We start from the raw sequence: 23,126 nt of genomic DNA, 5'->3' as shown, positions 1-23,126 counted from the left end.
TCTACCCGTTCGGCGGGGGGACCCGGCGGGCTTAGCCGTTACTTGCGGCTGAAGGCCTCGTACTCCTTGAGCACGTCCTCGGTCGGGCCGTCCGCCCGGATCAGCCCGGACTCCAGCCAGATCACCCGCTCGCAGGTGTCCCGGATCGACTGCTCGCTGTGGCTGACCAGGAACACCGTGCCGGCCTCGGCCCGCAGCTCGCGGACCCGGGCCTCGCTGCGCTTGCGGAACTTGGCGTCACCGGTGGCCAGCGCCTCGTCGATGAGCAGCACGTCGTGCTGCTTGGCCGCGGCGATCGAGAAGCGCAGCCGGGCACCCATGCCGGAGGAGTACGTCCGCATCGGCAGCGAGGCGAAGTCGCCCCGGTCGTTGATCCCGGAGAAGTCGATGATGCTCTGCTTCTTCTCCTTGACCTCGGCCGGCGACATGCCCATGGCCAGGCAGCCGAGCTCGACGTTGCGGTCGCCGGGCAGGTCGTTCATCAGGGCCGCGTTCACGCCCAGCAGCGACGGCTGGCCGGCCGCGTAGATCGCGCCACGGGCCACCGGCAGCAGGCCGGCGACCGCGCGCAGCAGGGTCGACTTGCCCGAGCCGTTGCTGCCGATCAGGCCGATCGCCTCGCCCTTGTACGCCACGAAGGAGACGCCCTTGACCGCGTGCACCTCCCGGACGTTCGCCGCCTTGGTGCGGGTGACGATCCGCTTGAAGCTCGCGAGCGGGCTCTGCTGCTGACCACCGGCCGACCCGTGGATCTTGTAGATCACGTGGGCGTTGTCGGCGATGACAGTGGGGATGCGCTCGTCGTCGGCGATGTCAGCCACGGCCGTAGCCCTTCTCTCCGCGCCAGAAGTAGACGAAGCCGCCCAGGCCCACGACCAGCGACCAGATGACCGCCTCGGTCCAGAGCTGGGCCGGGCTGCCGGCCAGCTTCACGTTCTCCATCAGCGCGTGCCGGTAGAGCTCGATGAAGACCAGCAGCGGGTTCAGCTCGACGGCGAACAGCTTCCAGCCGTGCAGGTGCTCGGTGAACCGGGTGACCGGGTAGAGCACGGCCGAGCCGTACAGCCAGAACCGCATGATGAACGGGATCAGCTGCTTGACGTCGCGCATCTTGGAGCCGAACCGGGCGCAGGCCAGCGCCAGCCCGGTGTTGAAGATCGACTGGAGGATCATCGCCGGGATGACCAGCAGCCACTCCAGGTTGACCGGCTCCTTGACGACCACGATCACCAGCAGCACGACCAGCGCGGTGACGAAGTTGCGGATCTCCACCAGGGCCACCGACAGCGGCAGGCTGGCCCGCGGGAAGTGCAGCGCCCGGATCAGGCCCAGGTTGCCGGTGATGGCATTGATGCCGTTCTGCACCACCGACTGGGTGAACTGGAAGACGAAGACGCCGATGCAGAGATACGCCACGAAGTTGTCGACACCGCCACGTGTGCCGATCACCACACCGAAGATGATGTAGTAGACGAAGGCGTTGAGCGCCGGCGTCAGCACCTGCCACAGCGCGCCGAGGTTCGTGTTGCCCAGCGAGGACGTCGTCTTCGCCTTGGCGTGCGCGGCGATGAAGTGGCGATACCCCCACAGCTTGCGGGAGTACTCCACGAGTCCGAGCCGACGCCCGGAAGAGGTGAGGCCGTGCCGTCGGGCGAGATCCCTGGGGGAAACGCCGGTAGCGGCATCGGCAACCGCCGTCTCTGGCATGGACTGGTGCTCCGATCTCGTCAGCCCGGGCGAAGCAGCGGACTCCGGTGACTTGCCTTCGAACACAGCTAGCAGCATGACAGGCGTCCGCCGACGCCGATGGAACGGGTTCGTATCGACGTTGAAGGAACGGTAGCCGACCAAACGGCGGAACGCAACCGTTACGTCGTAGCGCTATAGTTACCGGGTGGCGACAGTCAAACGCGCACCTGCCGGAGCGGCGGTGCTCCGGAACGACATCACCGTGGCGATTCGTAACGCGGTCATGAGTGAGCTGGCAGAGGTCGGTTACGGCCGCCTGTCGATCGAGGCCGTGGCCCGGCGTGCCGGCGTCGGCAAGACCGCCATCTACCGGCGATGGAGCAACAAGCTGGAGATGGTACTGGAGATCATCACGGAAGTCGCCGGTCGCAAGGTGCCACTTCCGGACACCGGCTCGTTCTCCGGCGACCTCGACCTGCTCATGATGATCGTCAGCAAGGCGCTGCAGCACCGGGTGGCCTCGCAGATCATCCCCGACCTGATGGCCGAGGCGGCGCGGAACCCGCAGATCGCCGAGACCCTGCAACGGGTGCTGCGCACCCACCAGCAGTCGGTCGGGGAGAAACTGGTCGGCCAGGCCATCGCCCGGGGCGAGCTGCCCGAGGACACCGATCCGGAGGTGGCCGTCGACCTGATCCTCGGCCCGCTGTATTGGCGGCTGGCCGTCTCCCGGCAGCCGATGAGCGACGACTACCTGGAGAAACTGGCCGCGTCGGTGCTCGGCTCGCTGAAAGCCGGCGGCGCCGCCAAATAACCGGGTCGCAACCCGCGGAGTTCTGCATCGGGCCGGTGTCAGGCCGAAGGGAGAAGTCGTTCCCGACACCCACCCTCCGGAGCCGGCCCGATGCATTCCTCGCACGCCCCTCGCGTCGACACCACCGTCCTGGACGCGGCCGCCATGCTGGCCATCGCCATGGGCCGCACGCCCGACGCCGGCCTCGGCTTGGCCCCGCAGCGGCCGGCCGTGGTGACCGGCGCCGCGGTGGTCGGCGCCTGGCGCAGCCAGGACGGCATGGTCCGGCTCCAGCTGCGCATCGATGGAACGTACGCGGGGCAGGTGGCCGGCCGCCGGAAGCGGCCGGCCGGCACCTATCGGATCGACGGCGCGTCGGTGGTGCTGCACGACGCCGTGTCCGGGCTCAAGACCCCGGTCACCGTCCTGCACGAGGGCGAGCTCGAGATGGCCGGGCACCGCCTGCTCCCCGCCTGAAATTCCCTTTTTCGGTACGGCCTGCGCGCGCCGGCCGTACCGAAAAGCGGGTTTGAGATTTACGTCACCGACAGGTGCACGTGGTTCGTGTGGTCGGTCGACGGCGTGCCGCCCGCCCCGCTGTACGACTTCCATCCACTGCTCGGCAGCCAGATCCGCTTGAACCAGATCACGTAGAGCACGCCCAGCGTGTCCGAGTTGTGGATGAAGTAGTTCGCCAGGTTGGTCCCGTAGGTCTTGCTGGCCCCGGTCGCCACCCCGCCGAACCCGTTCTTGTCGGCGGCGAAGTCGCAGGCCCGTCCCTTCGGATGCTCCCCGCTGTTCTGCGGCCGGTAGCAGGCGACGTACCGGGTGAAACCGGCCTTCTGCGCCTGCTTCATCGCGAACAGCAGGCGTGGGCTGATGCAGCCGTCCGTCGTCGGGTCCGGCACGCACTTGCCGTCCAGGTCGCCGGAGGGCTTGTCGGCGTCCGCGCTGCCGCCGCTGGAACCCGCGTCACCGGAGTCCCCGCCCTGGTTCGCGTCCTTGAGCGCCTGCTCGGCCTGCGCCTTGCGCTTGGCCATCACGTTGACCTGCTTCTGCTGGTCGACGATGGCCGCGTCGATGCCGGTCTTGGCCGTCTGGCGGTCGGTGCGGGTGTTCTTCAGGTCGGCGATCGCCTGGTTCTGCCGGGCCGCCACGGTGGTCAGCAGCTGGGCCCGGTCCAGGAAGCCGGCCGACGAGTCGGCGCCGAGCATCGCGCTGAGCGGGCCGAGCCGGCCCATCGTGTAAGCCTGCTGGGCGTACTTGTTGAGCGCGGCCTGCTGGGGGCCGAGGGCCGCGTCCAGCTTCTTCAGCTCGGCGGCGAGGCTGGTCTGCTGCTGCTTGGATTTCGCGAGCTTGGCCTTGGCGTCGACGTAGCCTTTCGAGGCCTCGTTGAGCTTGTCGAGCAGGGCTTTCGCGCCGCCCTCGCCGTCGTCGCCGGACTCGCCCGGCGCGGTCAGCGGACGCGGCGCGGCAGCCGCCGGGCCGGCGACACCGGCGATCCCGCATGCGGCGACCAGGAGCGCTAGAAAGGCCGCCCATCGTCGCCGCGCAGTCACATGCTGCACTGGCTGTTTCCTTCCGTCGGCCGCCGGCCGGGTTAGCTGACGGGCTCGGGATGAAGGAAGTCCCTACCGCGTGATGCGGATTCGCCCCGGAAGAAAGGTGGATCCCCGGCTCGCTCGTTATGCGATTAGGCGGCGGTCCCCGCGCGGGAACCGCGACGACCATACCCCAGCGGATCGACGAATCGACAGTTCTCGTACCCATTGCGACGGCCCGGTCACGAGTCGTGATGCGATTACGGAAAGTCGTTGTGCGGTAACAATTTTGGCCGTTTTCCGGACGCTGATGTACCGAGATATCTCAGGTAAACTGGCCGCCGGTCCTGCCAGGACGGCACCGCCCCCGAGTTGCCGGCAGGCCGCCGCCCAATCACCGAAAGGTGAGCCGGGGAACCAGGTAGTTGGGGTGAATCCGCTATATGCGGTAGGGATAGCTTCCGTCCCGAACCCGTCAGCTAACCCGGTCGGCGGTGACAAGGAAGGATTGTTGATGACCGCACGTCCCCGCCGGTGGCTGACGCTTGCCCTGGCGCCGTTGGTGGCTGCCGCCATATTCGTGGCACCGGTCACCCCGGCTCATGCCGCACCAGGCGGCAACCCGACGACCGCCGATGAAGGCGACGGCGACGGCGACCTCTCCGACCAGATCGAGGCGACGAACCGCCGGTACGTCAACGCGAAAGCCGCGGTGGCGAAGTCGAAGAAGACCCAGAAGGAGCTGGCCGCTCAGATCAAGACCGCGGAGGCCCGGCGTGATCAGCTGGTTCCCGAGGTCAACGCGATCGCCAAGCAGCAGTACCAGGTCGGCAACCTCAGCTCGCTGAGCTTCCTGCTCCGGGCGAACGACTCCACGGACTTCCTGGACAAGGCGGTCTCGCTGGAGGAGATCAACAAGCTGCACGACGAGAAACTGCACGAGCTGAACACCCTGCTCCAGGACATCACCGCGGACAAGACCCGGCTCGACGCCGAGGTCAAGAACGAGGAGCAGCAGCTCGGCGTCCAGCAGAAACTGCACGACTCGGCCGAGGACCAGCTCGAGCTGCTCGGCGGCGGCACCGGCATCAACAAGACCATCACCGCCGGCTTCGTCGACGCGACCTCGAAGACGGCCGCTCCGGCGCCGCGCAACTCCGACGGCGGCTTCTCGCCGGAGTCCTGCAACCAGAAGGACCCGACGACCGACGGCTGCATCACCAAGCGCACGCTGCACCTCTACAACGAGGTGAAGAAGGCCGGCTTCAACATGTTCGTCGGCTGCCACCGCAACGGTGGCCCGTTCGAGCACCCGAAAGGCCGGGCCTGCGACTGGTCCCTGCAGAAGAGCGGGTTCTCCTCGGCGACCGGCAACGCCAAGATGATGCGGTACGGCAACGACCTCACCGCGTTCCTGGTGCGCAACGCCGACCGGCTCGGGATCTATTACGTGATCTGGTACAAGCAGATCTGGTTCCCCGCGACCAACAACTGGCACGCGTATCACGGTCCGAGTGACCACACCGACCACGTGCACGTGTCGCTGCTGTAATCGGGCTCTCGTACCGAAAAGCCCCCGCTTCCCTCCTCGGGAAACGGGGGCTTTCGCGTCAGGACGTCAGTGCGGGGTCGCGCGCCGCACCGGAGCCCGCCCGGCCGGCTGCGACGGCGACGGGCCGACCGGCCCGGCCGACGGGATCGCCATGGTCACCGGGCGCACCTGGGTGACCTCGATCTCCTTGCCGTGGTGCAGCAGCGTGAGCCGGGCCGACCCGCCGCCGTTGCGCAGCGAGTAGGTCACCTCGTCGGCGGTGACGTTGACCCGCAGCCGCAGACCCCGCCAGAGCAGCGAGAAGTCCAGGTTGTTGATCCGGCTGGGCAGCCGCGGCGCGAACGACAGCTGGCCGTTGAAGTCACGCATCCCGCCGAGGCCGGCGACCAGCGCGATCCACGAGCCGGCCAGCGACGCCACGTGCACGCCGTCGCGCGCGTTCTGGTGCAGGTCGTGCAGGTCCATCAGGGCGGCCTCGCCCAGGTAGTCGTGGGCCAGCTCCAGGTGACCGGTCTCGGCCGCCATCACCGCCTGGATGCAGGCCGACAGCGAGGAGTCCCGGACCGTACGCGCGTCGTAGTACGCGAAGTTGCGGGTCTTCTCCTCCGGGGTGAACGCGTCACCGCGGATGTACATCGCCATCACCAGGTCGGCCTGCTTGACCACCTGCTTGCGATACAGGTCGAAGTACGGGTAGTTGAGCAGCAGCGGGTAGCCCTCCGGCGGAGTGTTCTCGAAGTCCCACTCCTGCAACCGGGTGAAGCCCTCGCACTGCTGGTGCACCCCGAGCTCCTTGTCGTACGGGATGTGCACGGCCGCCGCCGCGTCCCGCCAGGAGGCCGCCTCCTCGTCGTCCACCCCGAAGCGCCGCGCCAGGTCCGGGTGCCGCTTGCACGCCTCCACCGCGGTCATCAGGTTCTGCTGCGCCATCAGGTTGGTGTAGATGTTGTCGTTCACCACCGCGGTGTACTCGTCCGGCCCGGTGACGCCGTCGATGTGGAACCGGCCGTGCCGGTCGTGGTGGCCCAGCGAGCGCCACAGCCGGGCGGTCTCCACCAGCAGCTCCAGGCCGACCTCACGCTCGAAGTCGTAGTCCCCGGTGGCCTGCACGTAACGGCGGACCGCGTCGGCGATGTCCGCGGCGATGTGGAAGCCCGCGGTGCCGGCCGGCCAGTACCCGGAGCACTCCTGCCCGCGGATGGTCCGCCACGGGAAGGCGGCGCCCTGCAGGCCCAGCGTCTGCGCCCGCTCCCGGGCCAGGTCCAGCGTCGAGTGCCGCCAGCGCAGCACGTCGGCCGCGGCCGAGGGCTGGGTGTAGGTGAGCGCCGGCAGCACGAACGTCTCGGAGTCCCAGAAGGTGTGCCCGTCGTAGCCGGGGCCGGTCAGGCCCTTGGAGCCGATCGGGCGCTGCTCCGCCCGGGCACCGGCCTGGAGAGTGTGGAAGAGGCCGAAGCGGACCGCCTGCTGCACCTCCGGGTCGCCCTCGACGCGGACGTCGGAGTGGTCCCAGAAGGCGTCCAGGTAGTCCTGCTGCTGCTGGACCAGACCCTCCCAGCCGTCCAGCCGGGCGCTGGCCAGCGCGGCGCCGACCTGGTCGCGCAGGGCGGGCAGCGAGCGCATCGAGGACCAGCCGTACGCGGCCAGCTTGACCACCCGCAGCTTCTGCCCCGGCTCCAGCCGGCAGGCCACCGTGGTGCGCAGCCAGTCGGCGTGCCCCTCGGTGGTGATCGCGTGCCGGCCCGGCGTCTCCACCAGGTGCTCCATGGCCGCGGCCATCCGCAGGTCACTGGCCTTGGTCCGGTGCACCAGCAGGCCGCCGGAGCGCTGCTCCAGCATCTCCTCGGCCTGCAGCGGGTGGTCCAGCACGGCGGCCACCCGGGGGTCCTTGCTCATCGGCGGCAACTGCTCGTTCGCCACCAGCTCGGACTGGAGGATCAGCCGGGTCGACTCGTCGAGCGGCTCCACCTCGTAGAGGAAGGCGACCACCGCGCGCTGGGTGAAGGAGACCAGGCGTACGGTCCGGACCCGGACACCCTTGCCGGACGGGGAGACCCACTCCACGGTCCGCTCCAGGGTGCCGGCGCGCAGGTCGAGGCAGCGCTCGTGGGAGCGGAGCTCGCCGTACCGCACGTCGAACGGCTCGTCGTCGACCAGCAGCCGCATCAGCTTGGCGTTGGTCACGTTGACCATGGTCTGGCCGGACTCCGGGAAACCGTAACCGCCCTCGGCGTGCGGCAGCGGCCGCAGCTCGTAGAACGAGTTCAGGTACGTGCCGGGCAGGCCGTGCGGCTCGCCCTCGTCCAGGTTTCCGCGTATCCCGATGTGGCCGTTCGAGAGTGCGAAAACGGACTCGGACTGGGCCAGCAGGTCCAGGTCGAGCCGGGTCTCCCGGATGTGCCAGGGGTCGACGGGGTAGGCCCGTTCACGGATCACGGTCGTGCCTCTTCTTGGAGTGAATTAGAGAAGTTCGGAAAGGTCGGTGACCACGACGTCGGCACCGTTCTCGCGCAGCGCGTCGGCCTGGCCGACCCGATCCACGCCGATCACCAGGCCGAAGCCGCCGGCCCGGCCCGCGGCCACGCCGGCCTGGGCGTCCTCGAAGACCGCGCAGTTCTCCGGGGAGAGGCCGAGGAGTTTGGCGCCGTACAGGAACGTGTCCGGCGCCGGTTTGCCGGGCAGGCTCAGCTCCCGGGCGACGACCCCGTCCACGCGGGCCTCCAGGAGGTCGGCGATGCCGGCCGCCTCGAGCACGTCCTTGCAGTTGGCACTCGCGGACACGACCGCGCGGCGCAGGCCGGCGGCCTTGGCGGCCTTCAGGTACTCCACCGAGCCGGGGTAGACCTGGACCGCGCCCTCCTTGATCTTCTGGAGCACGAGCACGTTCTTACGGTTGCCGATGCCGTTGACGGTCTCCTGGTCGGGACCGTCGTCCGGCGAGCCCTCGGGCAGGGTGATGCCCCGCGAGGCGAGGAAGGTGCGGACGCCGTCGGCACGCTGCCGACCGTCGACATATCGGTGATAGTCGGCGCCGGAATCGAACGGCACAAACTGTTGATCATGCCGCTGAGCCCACGATTCCAGGAACGTGTCGAACGTTTGTTTCCACGCGGCACTGTGCACAAGGGCGGTCTGCGTGAGCACCCCGTCAAGATCGAAAAGGCAAGCGGTTACCTGGGAAGGAAGTCCGAGCACGCGCCCAATGTAGTCGCACCCGCCTCAGGACGAGAGGCGAAGGGCGCCTTCACATTTCCTGTGTGTTTCATAAGCCGTTCAAGCTGCTGTTTCAGCTTTCAGCTCAACGTCGCAAGATCCATACGCAATCCGATAGAGGTACCGATCGGTCCGGTCGCGGTGGTCACCTCGTCGCACAGCTGGTGTGCCAGCCACAGACCACGGCCACCGATCTCCTCCGTACCGGGGAGGAGATGGCCGTCCCGATAGCCGTCCGGGATGCCCGGACCGGAGTCGGTGACCACGCACCACACCGACCCGGACTCCAGCCGCAGCACGATCCGGCCGCTGCCGCCGGCGTGCAGCACCACGTTCGTGATCACCTCGTTGATGGCGAGCACGTAGCCGGAGAGGCGGTCACCGGTGATCCCGGCCGCGGGCAGCAGCCGGGAGATCTCGTGGCGCAGCAGGGTGATGTCAGCGTGCCCGAAAGCGCGGTCCAGCAGGACCGGGGAGGACGCCGGTGCGGGGACGGCGTCGATCCTCGGCTCCCCGCCGGGAGCCGAGCGCACGGTCTGCCCGATCCTGTCCTCCACCGTCGTGCAGCCTACGCGCTGTGTCCGTCCGGTGGCAGGAGGCATCCACGATCCCGCCCGGAAGTGGCGTGCTCAGCGCCACCCCACATCGATCCGGTCCCCCCGCTCGTCGAAGAAGTGCACCGCGTCCATCTGCACCGCCACGGTGAGCGGATGCCCTGGGGTGACCGCGGGGTAGGGCGCCAGGCGTACCGACAGCTCGGCCGCCTTGCGGTGGTGCCGTCCCGGGTCGAGCACGCTGACCGGGCCGCGCTGCTGCTCCTCCTGCGCGGTGACCGAGTTCGACTTGGTGAGCCGCTGGAGCGCGCCGCCGAGCCGCCGCAGGGTGCCGCCCGAGGACTGCTCGCGCGCCGTGCCGCCGACCTCGTCGACCACGATCGCGGTGGCGCCGATGTCCAGGTAGGCCAGCGACTCGTGGCCGTGGTGCTCCAGGTACCGGATCCGCCCGTGCAGGACCGTCCCGGGCGTGTCGGGGGTGACCGGGGTGAGCGCCTCGGCCCGCAGACCGACCACGATCCGCTCGCCGTGGTACCGCGCCACCGCCCGCGATCGCGGGTCGGACCAGGCCAGGTAGAGGCTCTGCTCGCCGAAGTTGAGCGCGACGTAGCGGTCCAGGTGCACGTAGACCGACGCTTCCAGCAGGTTCATCCGCGGGGAGCCGAGGAACGCGGCGACGTACAGGGTGGCCGGGCGGCGGTACACCTCGGTCGGCGTGCCCAGGTCCTGGAGCACGCCGCGCCGCATGATCGCCACGCGGTCCGCCATGGTCAGCGCCTCGGCCTGGTCGTGCGTCACGTAAACGGTGGTGACGCCGAGCTCCTTGGTCATGCTGGTGATCTCGGCGCGCAGCTCGGCGCGCAGGCCGCTGTCCAGGTTGGAGAGGGGCTCGTCCATCAGGAAGACGCCGGGGCGGCGGACCATCGCTCGGCCCATCGCGACCCGCTGCCGCTGCCCGCCGGAGAGCTGACTGGGCCGGCGGCCGAGCACCTCGCCGATGCCGAGCGCGCCGGCCACCGTGCCGACCCGGTCCTGCCGGGAGCCGGGCTCGACGCCGGAGAGCTTGAGCGGGAAGCCGATGTTGTCCGCCACGCTCATGTGCGGATAGAGCGCGAAATCCTGAAACACCATGGCGATGCTGCGGTCGCGCGGGGGCACGTCGAGCACCGGCTCACCGTTCAGCAGGAGCTCCCCGTCGGTGGGGTCCTCCAGCCCGGCGATCATCCGGAGCACGGTCGACTTCCCACAGCCCGAGGGGCCCAGCAGGACCATGAACTCGCCGTCCTTGACGTCGAGCGACACCCGGTCCACGGCAACCGTGCCATCTGGCCAAATCTTGGTGACGTCCTTGAGCGCGACGGTGGACACCGCCAACCTCCCCCACGGTTTTGTGATCCCGATCCCACGACGGTCGGCGATCGGGTACTGACTTTGCGAGGGGCTTCGATGCTTTGCCATCGGACGAACGTGCCATTCGCGGATAGTGATCAATCGATTACTGAGATCTGAACTCTCGGGCCCTTTGTGTGCACGTTCCCAGCAAGAACCGACAAATCGCCAGGGTGCCTTGCGCCACTGCGGACCTGCCCACCGGGCCGCTGGTTCACCCGCGGTTAAGAATGCCCTCATGTCCGCTTAAGCCCAGATCCAGCCCACGCCGGACCCGCCGCCCACTCACGGCCGCCCTTGATCCCTGTTCAACCGCTTTCGGTACGACCGGAAGCCCCGCCCACGGCCCACCACCGAGCCCCGTTCCGCCGAGCCTTCCGGTCCCGTTCGGTTCGCGGCCACAGTCGGCCGCCGCGCAACCCAGCCGGCCGCCCTCCGCGTGCCTTACTCAGTCGGCCACCCTCAGCGTGCCTTACTCAGTCGGCCGCCCTCAGCGCTCGCGGGAGGCCCGCCAATCGCGAGCCGCCGTGATCAGGAACACTCCCCCGGCCAGCGCCGCCAGCACCCCGAACCCGCCGATCGCGAAGCCCGCCAGCGTCACCCCGATCAGCAGCACCGTCCGGCCCTCCCAGCCCAGCACCGCCGCACCGGCCCGGGTGCCCGGCGCGCCCTTCTCCATCCGCGCCGTCAGGTCGTAGTGCCGCAGCGCCAGCACGAACAGCACCAGGAACACCAGCGGCCACGGCACCCCGCCGACCACCCCGGCGAGGATCACGAACAGGTACTCCGCGGCCCGCAGCGCGGCCGGCACCAGCCAGTCCAGCGCCCGGTCGTGGCGGGCTCGCGCGGTCATCCCGGCCGCCAGGGCCGCCGGGATCCCGCCCGCCAGGATGCCGGTCCGCAACGGTTCGCCGACGGCCGGGCCGACCATCGCGTACGCCGCCAGCACCGCCGTCACCACCAGCGGAAAGTCCATCCGGGCCCGGCCCAGCAGGTACCGCGCGAGCCACCCGTCGTCGCGATGCCGCGCGGTGTCGACCGTGTTCAGCACGGCCACCCGCATCGACAGCGCGCGCAGCGACCGCAGCGACAGCGTGTAGACGAACGCCAGCGCACCGAACCCGACGATCGCGGTCAGCGCGACACGCCCATTCGTCAGCGCGGCGGCCACCGCGATCAACGCCCAGCGCTCGCCGATCGGGAAGACCACGATCCGCTTCGCCCAGTAGATCAGCGAGCCCCGGCTGCTCTGCGCCGCCTGCGATGCCGCGGAGAGCCGGGCGCCGACCCCACCGGCCGCCTGCGGGCGCGGCCGGGCGGCCGCCTCGTCGTGCAGCGCGCCGTACCACGTGTCGGTCATGTGCCGCACCGTCTGCAGGGCGATCGCGGTGATCGCCAGCGGCCACGCGTAGGGCAACCCGATCCGGTCCGCCCCGGCCGCCAGCCCGGCGTAGACCGCATACTCCTTCGCCCGGTCGGCCATCGTGTCCAGCCAGCCACCGAACGCGTCGAACCGCCGGGTGTACCGGGCCAGCTGACCGTCCACACAGTCCAGCACGAAGCCCAGGTAAAGCAGTATCCCGCCGAGGATCATCGCGATCCGGGAGGCCTGCCAGAAGGAGAGCGCGGCCGCCCCGGCGAACAGCACGGAGAGCCCGGTGACCGCGGTCGGGCTCAGCCCGAGACGCGCGGCGGTGCGGGTGACCAGCGGAGACCAGCTGCTCACGGCGTACGTCGTGAAGAAGTCGTCCTGTTCCTTGACCGCGAGTCGCAGGCGCGCCCGCTCCTCGTCGATCCCGTCGACCCGCCGCCGCGCGGCGGCGAACTCCGCATCCGTCCGCACCCGCTCGGCATGCAGCAGCCGCACCCGGACCGCCGCCGGCACCAGCCCCGCCTCGAGCAGCAGGCCCAGAAGCCCCGCGCCTGCAAGATCCACTTCAGCCGCCAGGTCCGCTCCACCCGCGGAATCCGCTGCGGCGTCACGGCCGGTTTCGGTCGGGATGCCTTTTCCGTACGCCGGGAGCCGGTCGACGACCTTCTCCAGAAGCAACAGATCCGTCGGCGCCAGGCACATCGCCCCGAGAAAGCGCACCGTGCCCGCACCCGCGGCCGGCACCGCCCGGCCCCGATCCTCCCGCAGGTCACCCGCCGGATCCGGAGTCAGCAGCACGGTACTGCGCCCGGCCGGATCGGTGGCCAGCATCCACAGCAGGCTGTGGTGGGTGACCAGATCGTCCGCGCAGATCAGCAGTGCCTCGCCGGCGTCGTGCGCCCGGCGGCCCGCCTCACGAATCCGCCCCGGCAGATCAGCCCCGGACTCCACCCGATCGATCTCGGTCGCCCCGGCGGCGTGCAGGGCGTCGATGAGGTCACGGCTCAGCTCGTCGCCGGCGAGTGCGGCGCCGGCACCCGGGTAAAGGAGGGCCAGCGGCACCGTTCGCCTCCACAGATGAACACGAGCCCGCAGCCAGGGGGCCCGCAAGACGGCTAAAGGTTAACAGCGGGAGTCGGCCGGGTACGGGTCCCCCTTACGGGAGCTTGGTCGCGACTCTCCGCCTGCGGGATGAGGGAGGGCCGAGCCGCCGTACCTAACGTCGAAGTGGTCCGAGGCAGAACGCCCCGGCCACCACTGAAGGAGTGGATGATCGTGACCAGCCCTCTGAAGTCGAGCCGCCTGACCCGCCCGCGCCACGACCGCTGGATCGCCGGCGTCTGCGCCGGTCTGGCCCGCCGCACCGGGCTGTCCTCCGGAACGGTCCGGCTGCTGTTCGTCCTGTCCTGCCTGCTTCCGGGCCCGCAGTTCCTCGCCTACCTGATCCTCTGGGCCCTCATGCCCAGCGAGTAACCCACACCCAGCCCTTCCGCGGCCCACCCTCCCGCGGAAGGGCGATCCGCCCCCGGTTCTCCCGCCGCGCAAAGGCCGACCCGCCCTTCAGGCCACCCGCCACGAAGCGCCGAACCGTCCTCCAGACCACCCGCCATGCAAGCGCCGACCCACCCTCCAGACCACCCGCCGCACAAGCGCCGAACCGTCCCTCCGGGCCACCCGCCGTGCAAAGGCCGGACCGTCCCTCCGGGCCACCTGCCTCCCGAAGGGTCAACCGCCCCTCCAGGCCACCGGTCTTCCAAGACCAAACAGCACCGCAGGCGCACCTCAGGCCCCCAAGCGAGCGCTTCCACCTGGCGGCACCAAAGATCGTCGATCACCTCACCTCGGCTGACGCAGCCCGCCACCACCGGAGTTCACGAAGGACATCGATGTCTGGCGAGTAATCCGTCGGCTTTCGGGGCACATATCCGATACGCAACTACGGACCGGCGCCCAACCCGCCGGTCACCAAGCTCCCGGCCGGGCGGAAGCCGGGCTGGCACACCCGGCCGGGACCCCGCCCCGCCCCACCCCCGGGGGCGGGGCGGCCAAATCCCCCTCACCGCCGCGAGCAAGCAATCCCGCCGGCCAAACGGCCCAAGGCCGCTACTCCAAACCAGAGCGATCCGCCAGCCCGAACCCCACAATCCACCAGCCACCACCCCGAATCGAAGCGCTCCTCCGGCCACCACCTCGACCGAAGCGATCCATGGGCAACAACCCCGAACCGAAGCGGTCCACGGCCAACCACCCCGAGCGAACGCGGTCCCCCGCCGCCATCAGCGAGACAAGGCACCAGCCGCGAGCGAATTCGAACGATGAGCCGCACCCACCGTCATACCGATAGGCAGCACTCTCCGGCCGGCACCCGAAGAACACAAAGACCCGGCAAGCGGCACCGCCGCCCACCGGGCCCCAAGCCGAATCGCAGCCCCGCCAACCACCGGGCCGCGATTCCCGACGCCGCCGCCCCACCACCCCCGGGGGCGGCGGCGTCACCTAATCCCCGTCAGGGAGTCGTGAAGGTGACCTTGACCGACGTGTAACCCAACCGCACGAACAAGCTCTCCAGCATCAACTGAGTGTTCTGCTGAGCCCGCTGATCGAGCCCACTCGACTTGGCCGCCTCAGTGATTTTCTCCTGGGCCATCTGATAGACCCGCTGCTGCTTGTCCGTGTCACTGCGGAACGCGTCGCCGATGCTCGTCAACAGACCGCGATCCTCTTCGACCACGTAACTTTTCGCCATGTCGAGGGCGGCCGTCGACTGCTGCGGCGGCGGAAGGGTGAGCTCGATGGTCTTCTTCTCGTTGTCGACCTTCAGTGCGTCCCCGGAGAGGGCGCTGAAGTCGACATAGGCCTCCACCGTGCCCGAGCCGACGAACAGGATCCGCCGGTTGACCAGGAAGTCGGGGATGTTCTCCCGGTTCTGCTGGAGGTCGACGATGACCTGGAAGGTGCCGTCGGCCGCCACATAACGATGCAGGTCGCGCATGGACTGGAGCAGCACCGGCTGGCTGCGGTCGACGGTCTGGTCCGAGAACGGGTTGTCGAAGGTGGGGAGCACGTGCATCGCGCGCAGCCCGAAGCAGGACGCGACGATCAGGGCGAAGACGACGCCGATGAAGATCAGCAGCCGGGCGAAGAAGCTCGGCCTGTGCTCCAGCGGGACGGCCGGGGCGACCGGCTCGGCTCCATCGGGCACGGCCGGATACTCCGTCGTCGGCTCTTCGACATCCGGTGAGTTGGCCATGCCCCAACGGTACGGAGGGGGTCTGACAATTCGCGACCGGAGGAGCGGTAACACTCGCATCCAGCGGGAAAACCCGACAAAGGGTTTAGCCCTCGACGACCAGCACCCGCGCGTGAATCTGGTTCCGCTGCTGCAACGCCGCCCGCAGCGCCCGGTGCAGCCCGTCCTCCAGATAGAGGGCGCCCTGATACTCCACGACGTGCGGGAACAGATCCCCGTAGAACGTCGAGTCCTCGGCCAGCAGCTTGTCCAGCGCCAGCTCCCGCTTGGTGGTGATCAGGTCGGCGAGCCGGATCGGCCGCGGCGGGATCTCCGCCCACGCCTTCAGCGTGGTGTGGTGATCGGGGTACGGGGCTCCGTCCCGGACCGCTTTGAAGATCACGGCGGCTGCCCCTCTCCCTGCGAAACGTCGTCGGTATGCCAGCGTAGCCGCAGTGCGGTCAAGCCCCTGCGGCCGAAGCCCACCGGCCATGATGCACCACGTCGTCCACCGGACGGTGGCCGCGCTTGAGTGACGGTGACCTCTTGTCCGCTCCCCGGTATCCGACGGTCAGCGCGCCGACCGGGTTGAACAGGTCCGGTACCCCGAACGCCGCACGGAACGCGTCGATCCGATCCGGGGGCAGCCCGATGAAGCACGAGCCGAGCCCCTCGTTCACCGCGGTCAGGTGCATCAGCAGCGCGGCGAACCCGGTGTCGACGTCCCAGTACGGCACCGGCCAGCGCGCCTCGTCCCGGTCCGTCCAGCCCTTGTCGGATTCTGCATATCGGTCGAGATAAACCGATTTGTTCGACAGGGCGACGATGATCAGCGGCGCGGTGCTCATCCGCTGGAGCCAGCCGCCGGCCTCGCCCTCCGAGGAAGCCGTGACCGACCAGAACCGCTCCCGGTCGGCCGGATCGGTGAGGACCAGGAAGCTCCACCCCTGGGAGAAACCCGCCGACGGCGCCCGCAGCCCGTGCCGGACGATCTTGTCGACCAGCTCCGGCGGCACCGGCCGCGCGGGGTCGTACCCACGGACCATCTGCCGCCGGCGGACCACCTCGTCGAACTCCATCAGGCGCGGATCCCCCACGCGGTGGTCCAGGTCTCGCCCGGGGTCAGCGTGATCAGGTCACGGCTGGAGCGGAACGCGTCCGGCGGGCAGGTCATCGGCTCGATCGCGATCGACCGGCGGTGCCGCTCGCCGTGCAGTGTGTCGCCGGAGAAGATCTGCCAGTACTTGAATTTGTCGTCGGCCCAGAAGATGATCTTCGCGTCCGAGGCCGGGTCGGCGAGCACCACCTCGGTGAGCCCGTCCGGGCCGAAGTCGATGTCGCCGAACGTGGTGTCCAGGATCGCGGTGCCGATCCGCCGCGGCTCGGCGTAATCGAACTCGGTGCCGGCCACCTTGACCGCGCCGATCGGGAGCAGCCGGGCGTCGGCCAGGATCCGGGTTTTCGCCGGCACCTGGAGCACCGTGTTGTCCACCGTGACACCGGGCAGCCGCAGGTACGGGTGCACCGAGTAACCCCACGGCGCGTTCGCGTCGCTGGTGTTCACCACCTCCTGCACGCAGCGCAGCCCCTCGGCGGAGACCGACCAGCGGGTCCGCAGGGTGAGCGCCCACGGGTAGCCGACCTGGGCGGGCAGGTCGTACTCCAGCGTCACGGCGGAGGCGGTGTGCTCGGTGGCCCGCCAGCGGGACCAGTTCACCAGACCGTGGATGGCGTTGTGCCGGCCCGGCTCGGTGAGCGGGAGCTGATAGGACGTCCCCTCGAACGTGTACTGCCCGTCGCGGATCCGGTTCGGCCACGGCGCGAGGATCTGGCCGGCGGAACCCGGGGAGATCTCGTCCGGGCCGAAGCCGTCGAGCAGCTCCACCCCGCCGGACGAGAAGTGACGCAGCGTGCCACCGACCTCGGCGAGCACCGCGCGGCGGCCGTCTGCCTCGATCGACCACTGAACCCCGGATTTCGCGGCTGTCTCTGTCATACCCGCGACACTATCGTCCGGCATTGTCGCCGGGCTCCGGGACGGGCCGGTAACGGATCAGTGCCGGGAAGGCGAACGCCAGGACCACGGCCAGCCCGGCCGCCACGAAGCCGCCACCCACCCAGGAGGCGCCGACGCCGGTCAGGTCGGCGGTGCCACCGGCCCGCAGGTCGCCCAGCCGGGGACCGCCGGCCACCACCACGGTGAACACGCCCTGGAGCCGGCCGCGCAGCCGGTCCGGGGCGAACGTCTGCATGATCGTCTGCCGGTAGACCGCGCTGACCAGGTCGGCCGCGCCGGCCACCGCGAGCAGCAGGACCATCAGCCAGAGCTGGTGGGCGAAACCGGACAGGCCGATCGCCACGCCCCAGGTGACCACCGCGGCCACCAGCGCGATCCCCTGCCGGCGGACCCGGCTGATCCAGCCGGAGGTGAAGCCGGCCAGCACCGAGCCGATCGCGATCGCGCTGAACAGCCAGCCGACCGCGGAGCCGCCGCCGAACCGGTCCTCGGCCACCGCCGGGAACAGCGCCCGCGGCATGGCGAACACCATGGCGATCAGGTCGATGCCGAAGGAGAGCAGCAGCACCGGCTGGGTGATCAGGTAGCGCAGGCCGACCACGATGCCGCGCAGGCCGGCCGTCGGCTTCTCGCCGGAGTCATCCGGCTCGATCGGCGGGATCGGCGGCAGCCGCCAGGTGGCCCAGAAGGTGACGGTGAACAGCAGCGCGTCGACCGCGTACGCCACCTCGACGCCCGTGCCGGTCGACCAGATCCCCATGATCAGGCCGGCCGCCAGCGGGCCGAGCACCCCGCCGGCCGTGGTGGTCGTGTAATTCAGTGTGTTCGCCGACGGGACCATCGCGGTCGGCACGATCCGCGGGACGATCGACTGGCGAGTCGGGGTGCTGATCGCGAAACCGACCGACTGGATCGCGGTCAGCGCCAGCAGCAGGTGCGGGCTGCGCGCCCCCAGCGCGGCCTGCGCCAGCAGGCCCAGCGTCACCAGCCAGGTGAGCGCGGAGCTGGCCAGCAGCAGCCGCCGCCGATCGACCACGTCGGCCACCGCGCCGCCCCAGAGCCCGAAGATCAGCAGCGGGATCAGGCCGGCCACGCCGAGCAGACCGACCCAGAACGGCGAGTGCGTGATCGCGAACATCTGCACCGGCACGGCCACCGCGGTGAACTGGAAGCCGAAGAACGACGCCCCGGTGCCGATCCAGATCCGGCGGAACGCCGTCACCCGCAGCGGACTGGTGTCGATCATCCAGGACCGGCGTGGCTTGTCGACCACGCTCATGCCGCCGCCTCCACCGAGCCGGCCGATGCGCTCGCGAGCTCGCTCACGGGGCAAGCCTCTCGACCACCCAGGACGATCCGTCGGCCCGGAAGCGCAGCCGGTCGTGCAGCCGGTTGCTGCGTCCCTGCCAGAACTCCACGGTCTCCGGCCGCACCCGCAGCCCACCCCAGTGCGGCGGGGCCGGCACCGGTCCGTCACCGAACCGCTCGACCGCCGCGGCCAGCCCGGCGTCCACCGCGTCCCGCCCGTCCAGCACCCTCGACTGCGGGCTCGCCCAGGCCCCGAGCTGCGAGCCACGCGGCCGGGAGGCGAAATACTCCTCGGTCTCCGCGCGGGACACCCGCTCGACCGGCCCCGCCACGATCACCTGCCGCTGCATCGAGAACCACGGGAAAACCAGGCTTGCGTACGGGTTGAGCGCCGCCTCCGTCCCCTTGCGCGACTCATAGTTGGTGAAAAATACGAAACCGGTCGAGTCGTACCCCTTGAGCAGCACGGTCCGTGCCGACGGACGGCCCCGCTGATCGGCGGTGGCCACGATCATCGCGTTCGGCTCGGGCAGCCCGTACGCGGTCGCCTCGGCGAACCAGGCGGCGAACTGGCTGGCCCAGTCGCCGGCCAGCGAGCTCTCCAGCAGCGGCTCGTGCTCGGTGTAGTCACGGCGCATCCCGGCGGGGGACGGCTGAGCGGTTGACATCCGGGGTACTTCCTTTCGGCTGGAACGACCGTAAGTCCCCGTCCGCCGGGTGTCAGTTGAACCAGGATGGGTGTCATCGAGAGCACAATCGCCACGGGTCGACCGTGCGGTTACCCGGCGGGCAAGATGAATCACTCACCGCAGCTCACGTCTCCCAGGGAGTGCCGTGTCCGACTTCAAGCCGGGGCTCGAGGGCGTCATCGCGTTCGAGACCGAGATCGCCGAGCCCGATCGGGACGGTGGCGCGCTGCGATACCGCGGCGTCGACATCGAGGATCTGATCGGCCAGGTCTCCTTCGGCAACGTCTGGGGACTGCTGGTGGACGGCCGGTTCGGTCCCGGGCTGCCGCCGGCCGAGCCGTTCCCGGTGCCGGTGCACTCCGGTGACATCCGGGTCGACGTGCAGTCCGCGGTCGCCATGCTGGCGCCCTACTGGGGTCTCGACCAGCTCCTCGACATCAGCGACGAGCAGGCTCGCAAGGATCTGGCCCGGGTCTCGGTGACCGCGCTGTCCTTCGTCGCCCAGGCGGCCCGCGGGCTGGGCCTGCCGGCCGTCCCGCAGAGGGACATCGACAAGGCCGAGACCATCGTGGAGCGGTTCATGCGCCGGTGGCGCGGCGAGCCGGATCCGCGGCACGTGAAGGCCGTCGACGCCTATTTCATCTCGGCCGCCGAGCACGGGCTGAACGCCTCCACCTTCACCACCCGGATCGTCGCCTCCACCGGCGCCGACGTGGCCGCCTGCATCTCCTCGGGGATCGGCGCGCTCTCCGGCCCGCTGCACGGCGGCGCGCCCACCCGGGTGCTGCACATGCTGGAGGCGGTCGAGCGCAGCGGTGACGCCGCCGGCTACGTGCGGGAGGTCCTGGATCGCGGCGAGCGGCTGATGGGTTTCGGTCACCGGGTCTACCGTGCCGAGGACCCACGGGCCCGCGTCCTGCGCCGCATCGCCAAGGATCTCGGCGCCCCGCGTTACGAGGTCGCCGTGGCGCTGGAGACGGCCGCGCTGGCCGAGCTGCGGGAGCGCAAGCCCGGCCACGACCTGTGGACGAACGTGGACTTCTGGTCCGCCGTGGTGCTCGACTTCGCCGAGGTCCCGGTGCACATGTTCACCTCGATGTTCACCTGCGCCCGGGTGGCCGGCTGGAGCGCGCACATCCTGGAGCAGAAGAAGCTCGGCCGGATCCTGCGCCCCGGCCTGCGCTATGTCGGCCCGGAGCCACGCAAACCCTCGGAGGTCGAGGGCTGGTCCCAGCTCACGCATAATGTGTGACCGTGGCTGACATCCGGATCCCTGACTCGATCAAACCCGTAGACGGCCGATTCGGCTCCGGACCCAGCAAGGTCCGGCCGGAAGGTGTCGAGGCCCTCTCCGCGGTCTCCCGCACCTTCATGGGCACCTCGCACCGGCAGAAAACGGTGAAGGACCAGGTCGCCCGGCTGCGCCGCGGGCTGGCCGAGTTCTTCTCCATGCCGGACGGCTACGAGGTGGTCCTCTCCAACGGTGGCACCAGCGCGTTCTGGGAGACCGCCACGTTCGGCCTGATCCGGGACAAGGCGCAGTTCGCCGAGTTCGGCGAGTTCGGCGCCAAGTTCGTCAAGGCGGTCGCGGACGCACCGTTCCTGGCCGAGCCGACCGTGCACCAGGCTCCCGGCGGCCAGGCGGCCTACCTCTCCGCCGAGGCCGGCGTCGACGTCTACGCCAGCGTGCAGAACGAGACGTCCACCGGTGTCGCGGTCCCGGTCCGCCGGGTCGAGGGCGCCGACCCGGGCGCCCTGCTGCTCACCGACGCCACCTCGGGCGGCGGCAGCCTCGACGTCGACCTGCGCGAGACCGACGTCTACTACCTTGCCCCGCAGAAAGCGCTGGGCTCCGACGGCGGGATCTGGCTGGCCCTGATGTCCCCGGCCGCGATCGAGCGGGCGTTCGAGATCAAGGCGAGCAAGCGGTACATCCCGCAGTTCCTCGACCTGGTGACCGCGATCGAGCAGTCCCGGCTGGAGCAGACCTACAACACGCCGGCGCTGGCCACCGTCTTCCTGGCCGCCGAGCAGCTGGACTGGATGAACGCGCAGGGCGGCCTGTCCTGGGCGGTCAAGCGCAGCGCGGAGAGCGCTGCCGCGATCTACGGCTGGGCCGACCGCTCGTCGTTCGCCGCGCCGTTCATCACCGACCCGGCGCTGCGCTCGGCCGCGGTCGCGACGATCGACTTCGCCGAGGGCGTGGACGCCGCGACGATCGCCAAGGTGCTGCGCGCCAACGACATCGTGGACACCGAGCCGTACCGGAAACTGGGCCGCAACCAGCTCCGGATCGCGCTGTACCCGACCGTCGACCCGAGCGACGTGACCGCCCTGACCAGCTGCATCGACTACATCGTCGAGCGTCTCTGACCACCATGCGCGGCGCGGGGCAGTCTGTCCGCGCCGCGCTTTGCTTCGGTACGCCTGAAGCACAGCCACACCCGTGAGTCGCGCCGCGGCCCGTTGTCGGGAATCCGTCGCGCTGTACCCCGGTGACCTGACTCATGCGCCTGGGGAGTTGTAGGTCGTACAAAAAACGGGTTTGAATGGTTTGGATCTGCCCGAGAAAACGATGAAGATCATCTACCCTGGTCAGCTACTTTGACGGCGTGGCTTACCCCCATTGGGTGACCAAGGCGCGTACCGTGTTCCGAAACGCGCCCGGGTGACTGACTCTCGGGAGCACAGGCCAACGCGACGGGACGGAGGCAACGCATGCGGCCGGTACGCTTCGTCGCCCTTTCCGAGGACGGACAGGCCCTCGTGCTCGCCGATGAGGTGGGCCGCCTATTGGCCCTGCCTCTCGACGACCGGGTGACCGGGGTGATCACGGACGGTCCGGCAGCGCCGGGCACCGCGGTCGCGGTGATCACGACGGACAACGCAGCCGCGCTGTCCCCGCGTGACATCCAGGCCCGGATCCGCTCCGGCGAGTCCGCGGAGGAGGTCGCCCGGATCGCCGGCGTCCCGGTCGACCGGGTGCTGCGTTACGCCGGTCCGGTGCTCCAGGAGCGGGCCATGCTGGCCCAGCACGCGCGTCGCACCCGGCTGAAGACGTCCGATTCCGGTCAGCCGCTGGCCGAGGTGGTCGACAGCCGCCTGGCCCAGCACGGCATCGACACCGAGAAGATCTCCTGGGACGCGTTCCGCAAGGACGACGGGGCCTGGCGGATCGTCGCCACCTGGCCGTCCGGCAAGGCCACCGCGCAGGCCATCTGGGACCTGGACAAGGGTCGTCAGGTGGTCTCCCCGCACGACGACATGGCGCAATATCTGTGCGCCGAGCGGCCCACCCAGATCCTCGGCCAGGAGCCGGCCCCCGAGCGGGGCGGCCACGGCCTGCCCGGCCCGGCCCGCAGCTCCGAGCCGACCCGCGGTGGGCACGGCCTGCCCGCGGCCGACGCGCCGGCCCGCCCGACCCGCGACCCGATCCGGGCCGGCCGGGACGCGCTGCTGGCCTCGCTGGACCGGCCGCTGGAGGGTTCCTCCGGCCGCGGCCTGGAGCCGGTCTCGCCGGCCGCCCGCCGCCCGGTCGCCGGTGGTGCCGCGGCGCTGCTCGGCGGCGGTTCCGGCTCCGCCTTCGACGACGACTCCGACCTGCCCAAAGAGGTTCCCGCGGTGCCGTCGCTGGCGGTCCTGCGCCCGCGCCGCACGGTCGGCCAGACCCCGCAGAGCCCCGCCGAGGGCGAGGAGAACAAGCCTCGCAAGCGGCTCCCGAGCTGGGACGACGTGCTGTTCGGCGGCGGTCCCGCCGCCCGGGAGTCCTCCTGAGCAAACTCT

21 protein-coding genes and 2 riboswitches are annotated in these 23,126 nt (G+C 70.0%); of the genes, 7 read left to right on the top strand and 14 right to left on the bottom strand.

All coding sequences use genetic code 11. The annotated features are described in order from the left end of the window. Positions 1-38: 38 nt before the first annotated feature. Both Aiant_RS23015 and Aiant_RS23010 read right to left on the bottom strand, forming a co-directional pair. A complete protein-coding gene (locus tag Aiant_RS23015) occupies positions 39-812 on the bottom strand; it encodes an ABC transporter ATP-binding protein (protein ID WP_189334669.1) in 774 nt (257 codons plus the stop codon). 1 nt (position 813) lies between these two features. Next, entirely contained in the window at positions 814-1,707 is an 894-nt protein-coding gene (locus tag Aiant_RS23010) for an ABC transporter permease (protein WP_189334602.1), read from the bottom strand. Positions 1,708-1,894: 187 nt separating this feature from the next. Here Aiant_RS23010 and Aiant_RS23005 point away from each other — a divergent pair, with 187 nt between their 5' ends. Beyond that, the gene (locus Aiant_RS23005) at positions 1,895-2,503 is read left to right on the top strand and encodes a TetR/AcrR family transcriptional regulator (RefSeq protein WP_229831002.1); all 609 of its coding nucleotides are present in this window, start codon (positions 1,895-1,897) and stop codon (positions 2,501-2,503) included. A gap of 90 nt (positions 2,504-2,593) precedes the next feature. After that, positions 2,594-2,959: a hypothetical protein gene (locus Aiant_RS23000; RefSeq protein ID WP_189334601.1), complete on the top strand. Its 366-nt coding sequence runs from the start codon at positions 2,594-2,596 to the stop codon at positions 2,957-2,959. Positions 2,960-3,018: 59 nt separating this feature from the next. Here Aiant_RS23000 and Aiant_RS22995 read toward each other — a convergent pair whose 3' ends face one another. Further along, entirely contained in the window at positions 3,019-4,050 is a 1,032-nt protein-coding gene (locus tag Aiant_RS22995) for a coiled-coil domain-containing protein (RefSeq protein WP_189334600.1), read from the bottom strand. Positions 4,051-4,055: 5 nt separating this feature from the next. Beyond that, a riboswitch (cyclic di-AMP (ydaO/yuaA leader) is annotated at positions 4,056-4,192 on the bottom strand. Positions 4,193-4,400: 208 nt separating this feature from the next. Then, positions 4,401-4,532: riboswitch (cyclic di-AMP (ydaO/yuaA leader) on the top strand. A 5-nt stretch (positions 4,533-4,537) separates the two neighbouring features. Between Aiant_RS22995 and Aiant_RS22990 the strand changes: the two genes are divergently transcribed. Next, positions 4,538-5,575 (top strand): coiled-coil domain-containing protein, encoded by a 1,038-nt coding sequence (locus Aiant_RS22990; RefSeq protein WP_189334599.1) that lies wholly within the window; start codon positions 4,538-4,540, stop codon positions 5,573-5,575. A 66-nt stretch (positions 5,576-5,641) separates the two neighbouring features. Here the strand turns inward: Aiant_RS22990 and Aiant_RS22985 are convergent, their stop codons facing one another. The 5 genes from Aiant_RS22985 to Aiant_RS22965 form a co-directional block, all read right to left on the bottom strand. After that, complete coding sequence (locus Aiant_RS22985; protein ID WP_189334598.1) at positions 5,642-8,008, bottom strand: glycoside hydrolase family 65 protein; 2,367 nt, start codon at positions 8,006-8,008, stop codon at positions 5,642-5,644. Between the two features lie 24 nt (positions 8,009-8,032). Then, complete coding sequence (locus tag Aiant_RS22980; protein ID WP_189334597.1) at positions 8,033-8,767, bottom strand: beta-phosphoglucomutase family hydrolase; 735 nt, start codon at positions 8,765-8,767, stop codon at positions 8,033-8,035. Positions 8,768-8,865: 98 nt separating this feature from the next. Continuing rightward, positions 8,866-9,342 carry an ATP-binding protein gene (locus tag Aiant_RS22975; RefSeq protein ID WP_189334596.1) on the bottom strand — a complete coding sequence of 159 codons (477 nt, stop codon included), beginning with the start codon at positions 9,340-9,342 and terminating at the stop codon, positions 8,866-8,868. Positions 9,343-9,414: 72 nt separating this feature from the next. Then, complete coding sequence (locus Aiant_RS22970) at positions 9,415-10,707, bottom strand: ABC transporter ATP-binding protein (protein WP_189334595.1); 1,293 nt, start codon at positions 10,705-10,707, stop codon at positions 9,415-9,417. Positions 10,708-11,218: 511 nt separating this feature from the next. Continuing rightward, on the bottom strand, positions 11,219-13,162 hold the full coding sequence (locus tag Aiant_RS22965) for a DUF5941 domain-containing protein (protein ID WP_189334594.1): 1,944 nt from the start codon (positions 13,160-13,162) through the stop codon (positions 11,219-11,221). Between the two features lie 207 nt (positions 13,163-13,369). On the opposite strand from Aiant_RS22965, the gene Aiant_RS22960 reads away from it, so the two are divergent. After that, complete coding sequence (locus Aiant_RS22960; protein WP_189334593.1) at positions 13,370-13,573, top strand: PspC domain-containing protein; 204 nt, start codon at positions 13,370-13,372, stop codon at positions 13,571-13,573. Positions 13,574-14,606: 1,033 nt separating this feature from the next. On the opposite strand, the gene Aiant_RS22955 is transcribed toward Aiant_RS22960, so the two are convergent. The 6 genes from Aiant_RS22955 to pdxH form a co-directional block, all read right to left on the bottom strand. Continuing rightward, positions 14,607-15,350: a DUF4230 domain-containing protein gene (locus Aiant_RS22955; RefSeq protein ID WP_189334592.1), complete on the bottom strand. Its 744-nt coding sequence runs from the start codon at positions 15,348-15,350 to the stop codon at positions 14,607-14,609. An 85-nt stretch (positions 15,351-15,435) separates the two neighbouring features. After that, positions 15,436-15,732, bottom strand: coding sequence for a type II toxin-antitoxin system VapB family antitoxin (locus Aiant_RS22950; RefSeq protein ID WP_014687530.1), 297 nt, complete (start codon positions 15,730-15,732; stop codon positions 15,436-15,438). 58 nt (positions 15,733-15,790) lie between these two features. Then, positions 15,791-16,408: a nitroreductase family protein gene (locus Aiant_RS22945; protein ID WP_189334591.1), complete on the bottom strand. Its 618-nt coding sequence runs from the start codon at positions 16,406-16,408 to the stop codon at positions 15,791-15,793. Next, a complete protein-coding gene (locus Aiant_RS22940) occupies positions 16,408-17,325 on the bottom strand; it encodes an aldose 1-epimerase family protein (protein ID WP_189334590.1) in 918 nt (305 codons plus the stop codon). The genes Aiant_RS22945 and Aiant_RS22940 overlap by 1 nt, the downstream gene beginning before the upstream one ends. A 10-nt stretch (positions 17,326-17,335) precedes the next feature. Continuing rightward, complete coding sequence (locus Aiant_RS22935; protein WP_189334589.1) at positions 17,336-18,625, bottom strand: MFS transporter; 1,290 nt, start codon at positions 18,623-18,625, stop codon at positions 17,336-17,338. Between the two features lie 43 nt (positions 18,626-18,668). Next, a complete protein-coding gene (pdxH, locus tag Aiant_RS22930; protein ID WP_189334588.1) occupies positions 18,669-19,322 on the bottom strand; it encodes a pyridoxamine 5'-phosphate oxidase in 654 nt (217 codons plus the stop codon). 166 nt (positions 19,323-19,488) lie between these two features. Here pdxH and Aiant_RS22925 point away from each other — a divergent pair, with 166 nt between their 5' ends. The 3 genes from Aiant_RS22925 (at position 19,489) to sepH (ending at position 23,117) form a co-directional block, all read left to right on the top strand. Beyond that, on the top strand, positions 19,489-20,595 hold the full coding sequence (locus Aiant_RS22925; protein WP_189334587.1) for a citrate synthase 2: 1,107 nt from the start codon (positions 19,489-19,491) through the stop codon (positions 20,593-20,595). A gap of 2 nt (positions 20,596-20,597) precedes the next feature. After that, a complete protein-coding gene (gene serC / locus Aiant_RS22920; RefSeq protein WP_189334586.1) occupies positions 20,598-21,716 on the top strand; it encodes a phosphoserine transaminase in 1,119 nt (372 codons plus the stop codon). A gap of 345 nt (positions 21,717-22,061) precedes the next feature. Continuing rightward, positions 22,062-23,117 (top strand): septation protein SepH, encoded by a 1,056-nt coding sequence (sepH, locus tag Aiant_RS22915; protein ID WP_189334585.1) that lies wholly within the window; start codon positions 22,062-22,064, stop codon positions 23,115-23,117. Positions 23,118-23,126: the final 9 nt, after the last annotated feature.

The sequence above is a fragment of the Actinoplanes ianthinogenes genome (genome assembly GCF_018324205.1).
In the GTDB taxonomy this organism is placed as follows: domain Bacteria; phylum Actinomycetota; class Actinomycetes; order Mycobacteriales; family Micromonosporaceae; genus Actinoplanes; species Actinoplanes ianthinogenes.
This window is presented reverse-complemented; position numbering and strand designations above follow the sequence as displayed.

Bases quoted from the DNA above. Each gene is read 5' to 3' on its own strand.
- sepH (WP_189334585.1), top strand. From the start codon at position 22,062: ATGCGGCCGGTACGCTTCGTCGCCCTTTCCGAGGACGGACAGGCCCTC.
- Aiant_RS22990 (WP_189334599.1), top strand. From the start codon at position 4,538: ATGACCGCACGTCCCCGCCGGTGGCTGACGCTTGCCCTGGCGCCGTTG.
- Aiant_RS23010 (WP_189334602.1), bottom strand. From the start codon at position 1,707: ATGCCAGAGACGGCGGTTGCCGATGCCGCTACCGGCGTTTCCCCCAGG.
- Aiant_RS22960 (WP_189334593.1), top strand. From the start codon at position 13,370: ATGATCGTGACCAGCCCTCTGAAGTCGAGCCGCCTGACCCGCCCGCGC.
- Aiant_RS22935 (WP_189334589.1), bottom strand. From the start codon at position 18,625: ATGAGCGTGGTCGACAAGCCACGCCGGTCCTGGATGATCGACACCAGT.
- pdxH (WP_189334588.1), bottom strand. From the start codon at position 19,322: ATGTCAACCGCTCAGCCGTCCCCCGCCGGGATGCGCCGTGACTACACC.
- Aiant_RS22955 (WP_189334592.1), bottom strand. From the start codon at position 15,350: ATGGCCAACTCACCGGATGTCGAAGAGCCGACGACGGAGTATCCGGCC.
- Aiant_RS22945 (WP_189334591.1), bottom strand. From the start codon at position 16,408: ATGGAGTTCGACGAGGTGGTCCGCCGGCGGCAGATGGTCCGTGGGTAC.
- Aiant_RS22940 (WP_189334590.1), bottom strand. From the start codon at position 17,325: ATGACAGAGACAGCCGCGAAATCCGGGGTTCAGTGGTCGATCGAGGCA.
- Aiant_RS23000 (WP_189334601.1), top strand. From the start codon at position 2,594: ATGCATTCCTCGCACGCCCCTCGCGTCGACACCACCGTCCTGGACGCG.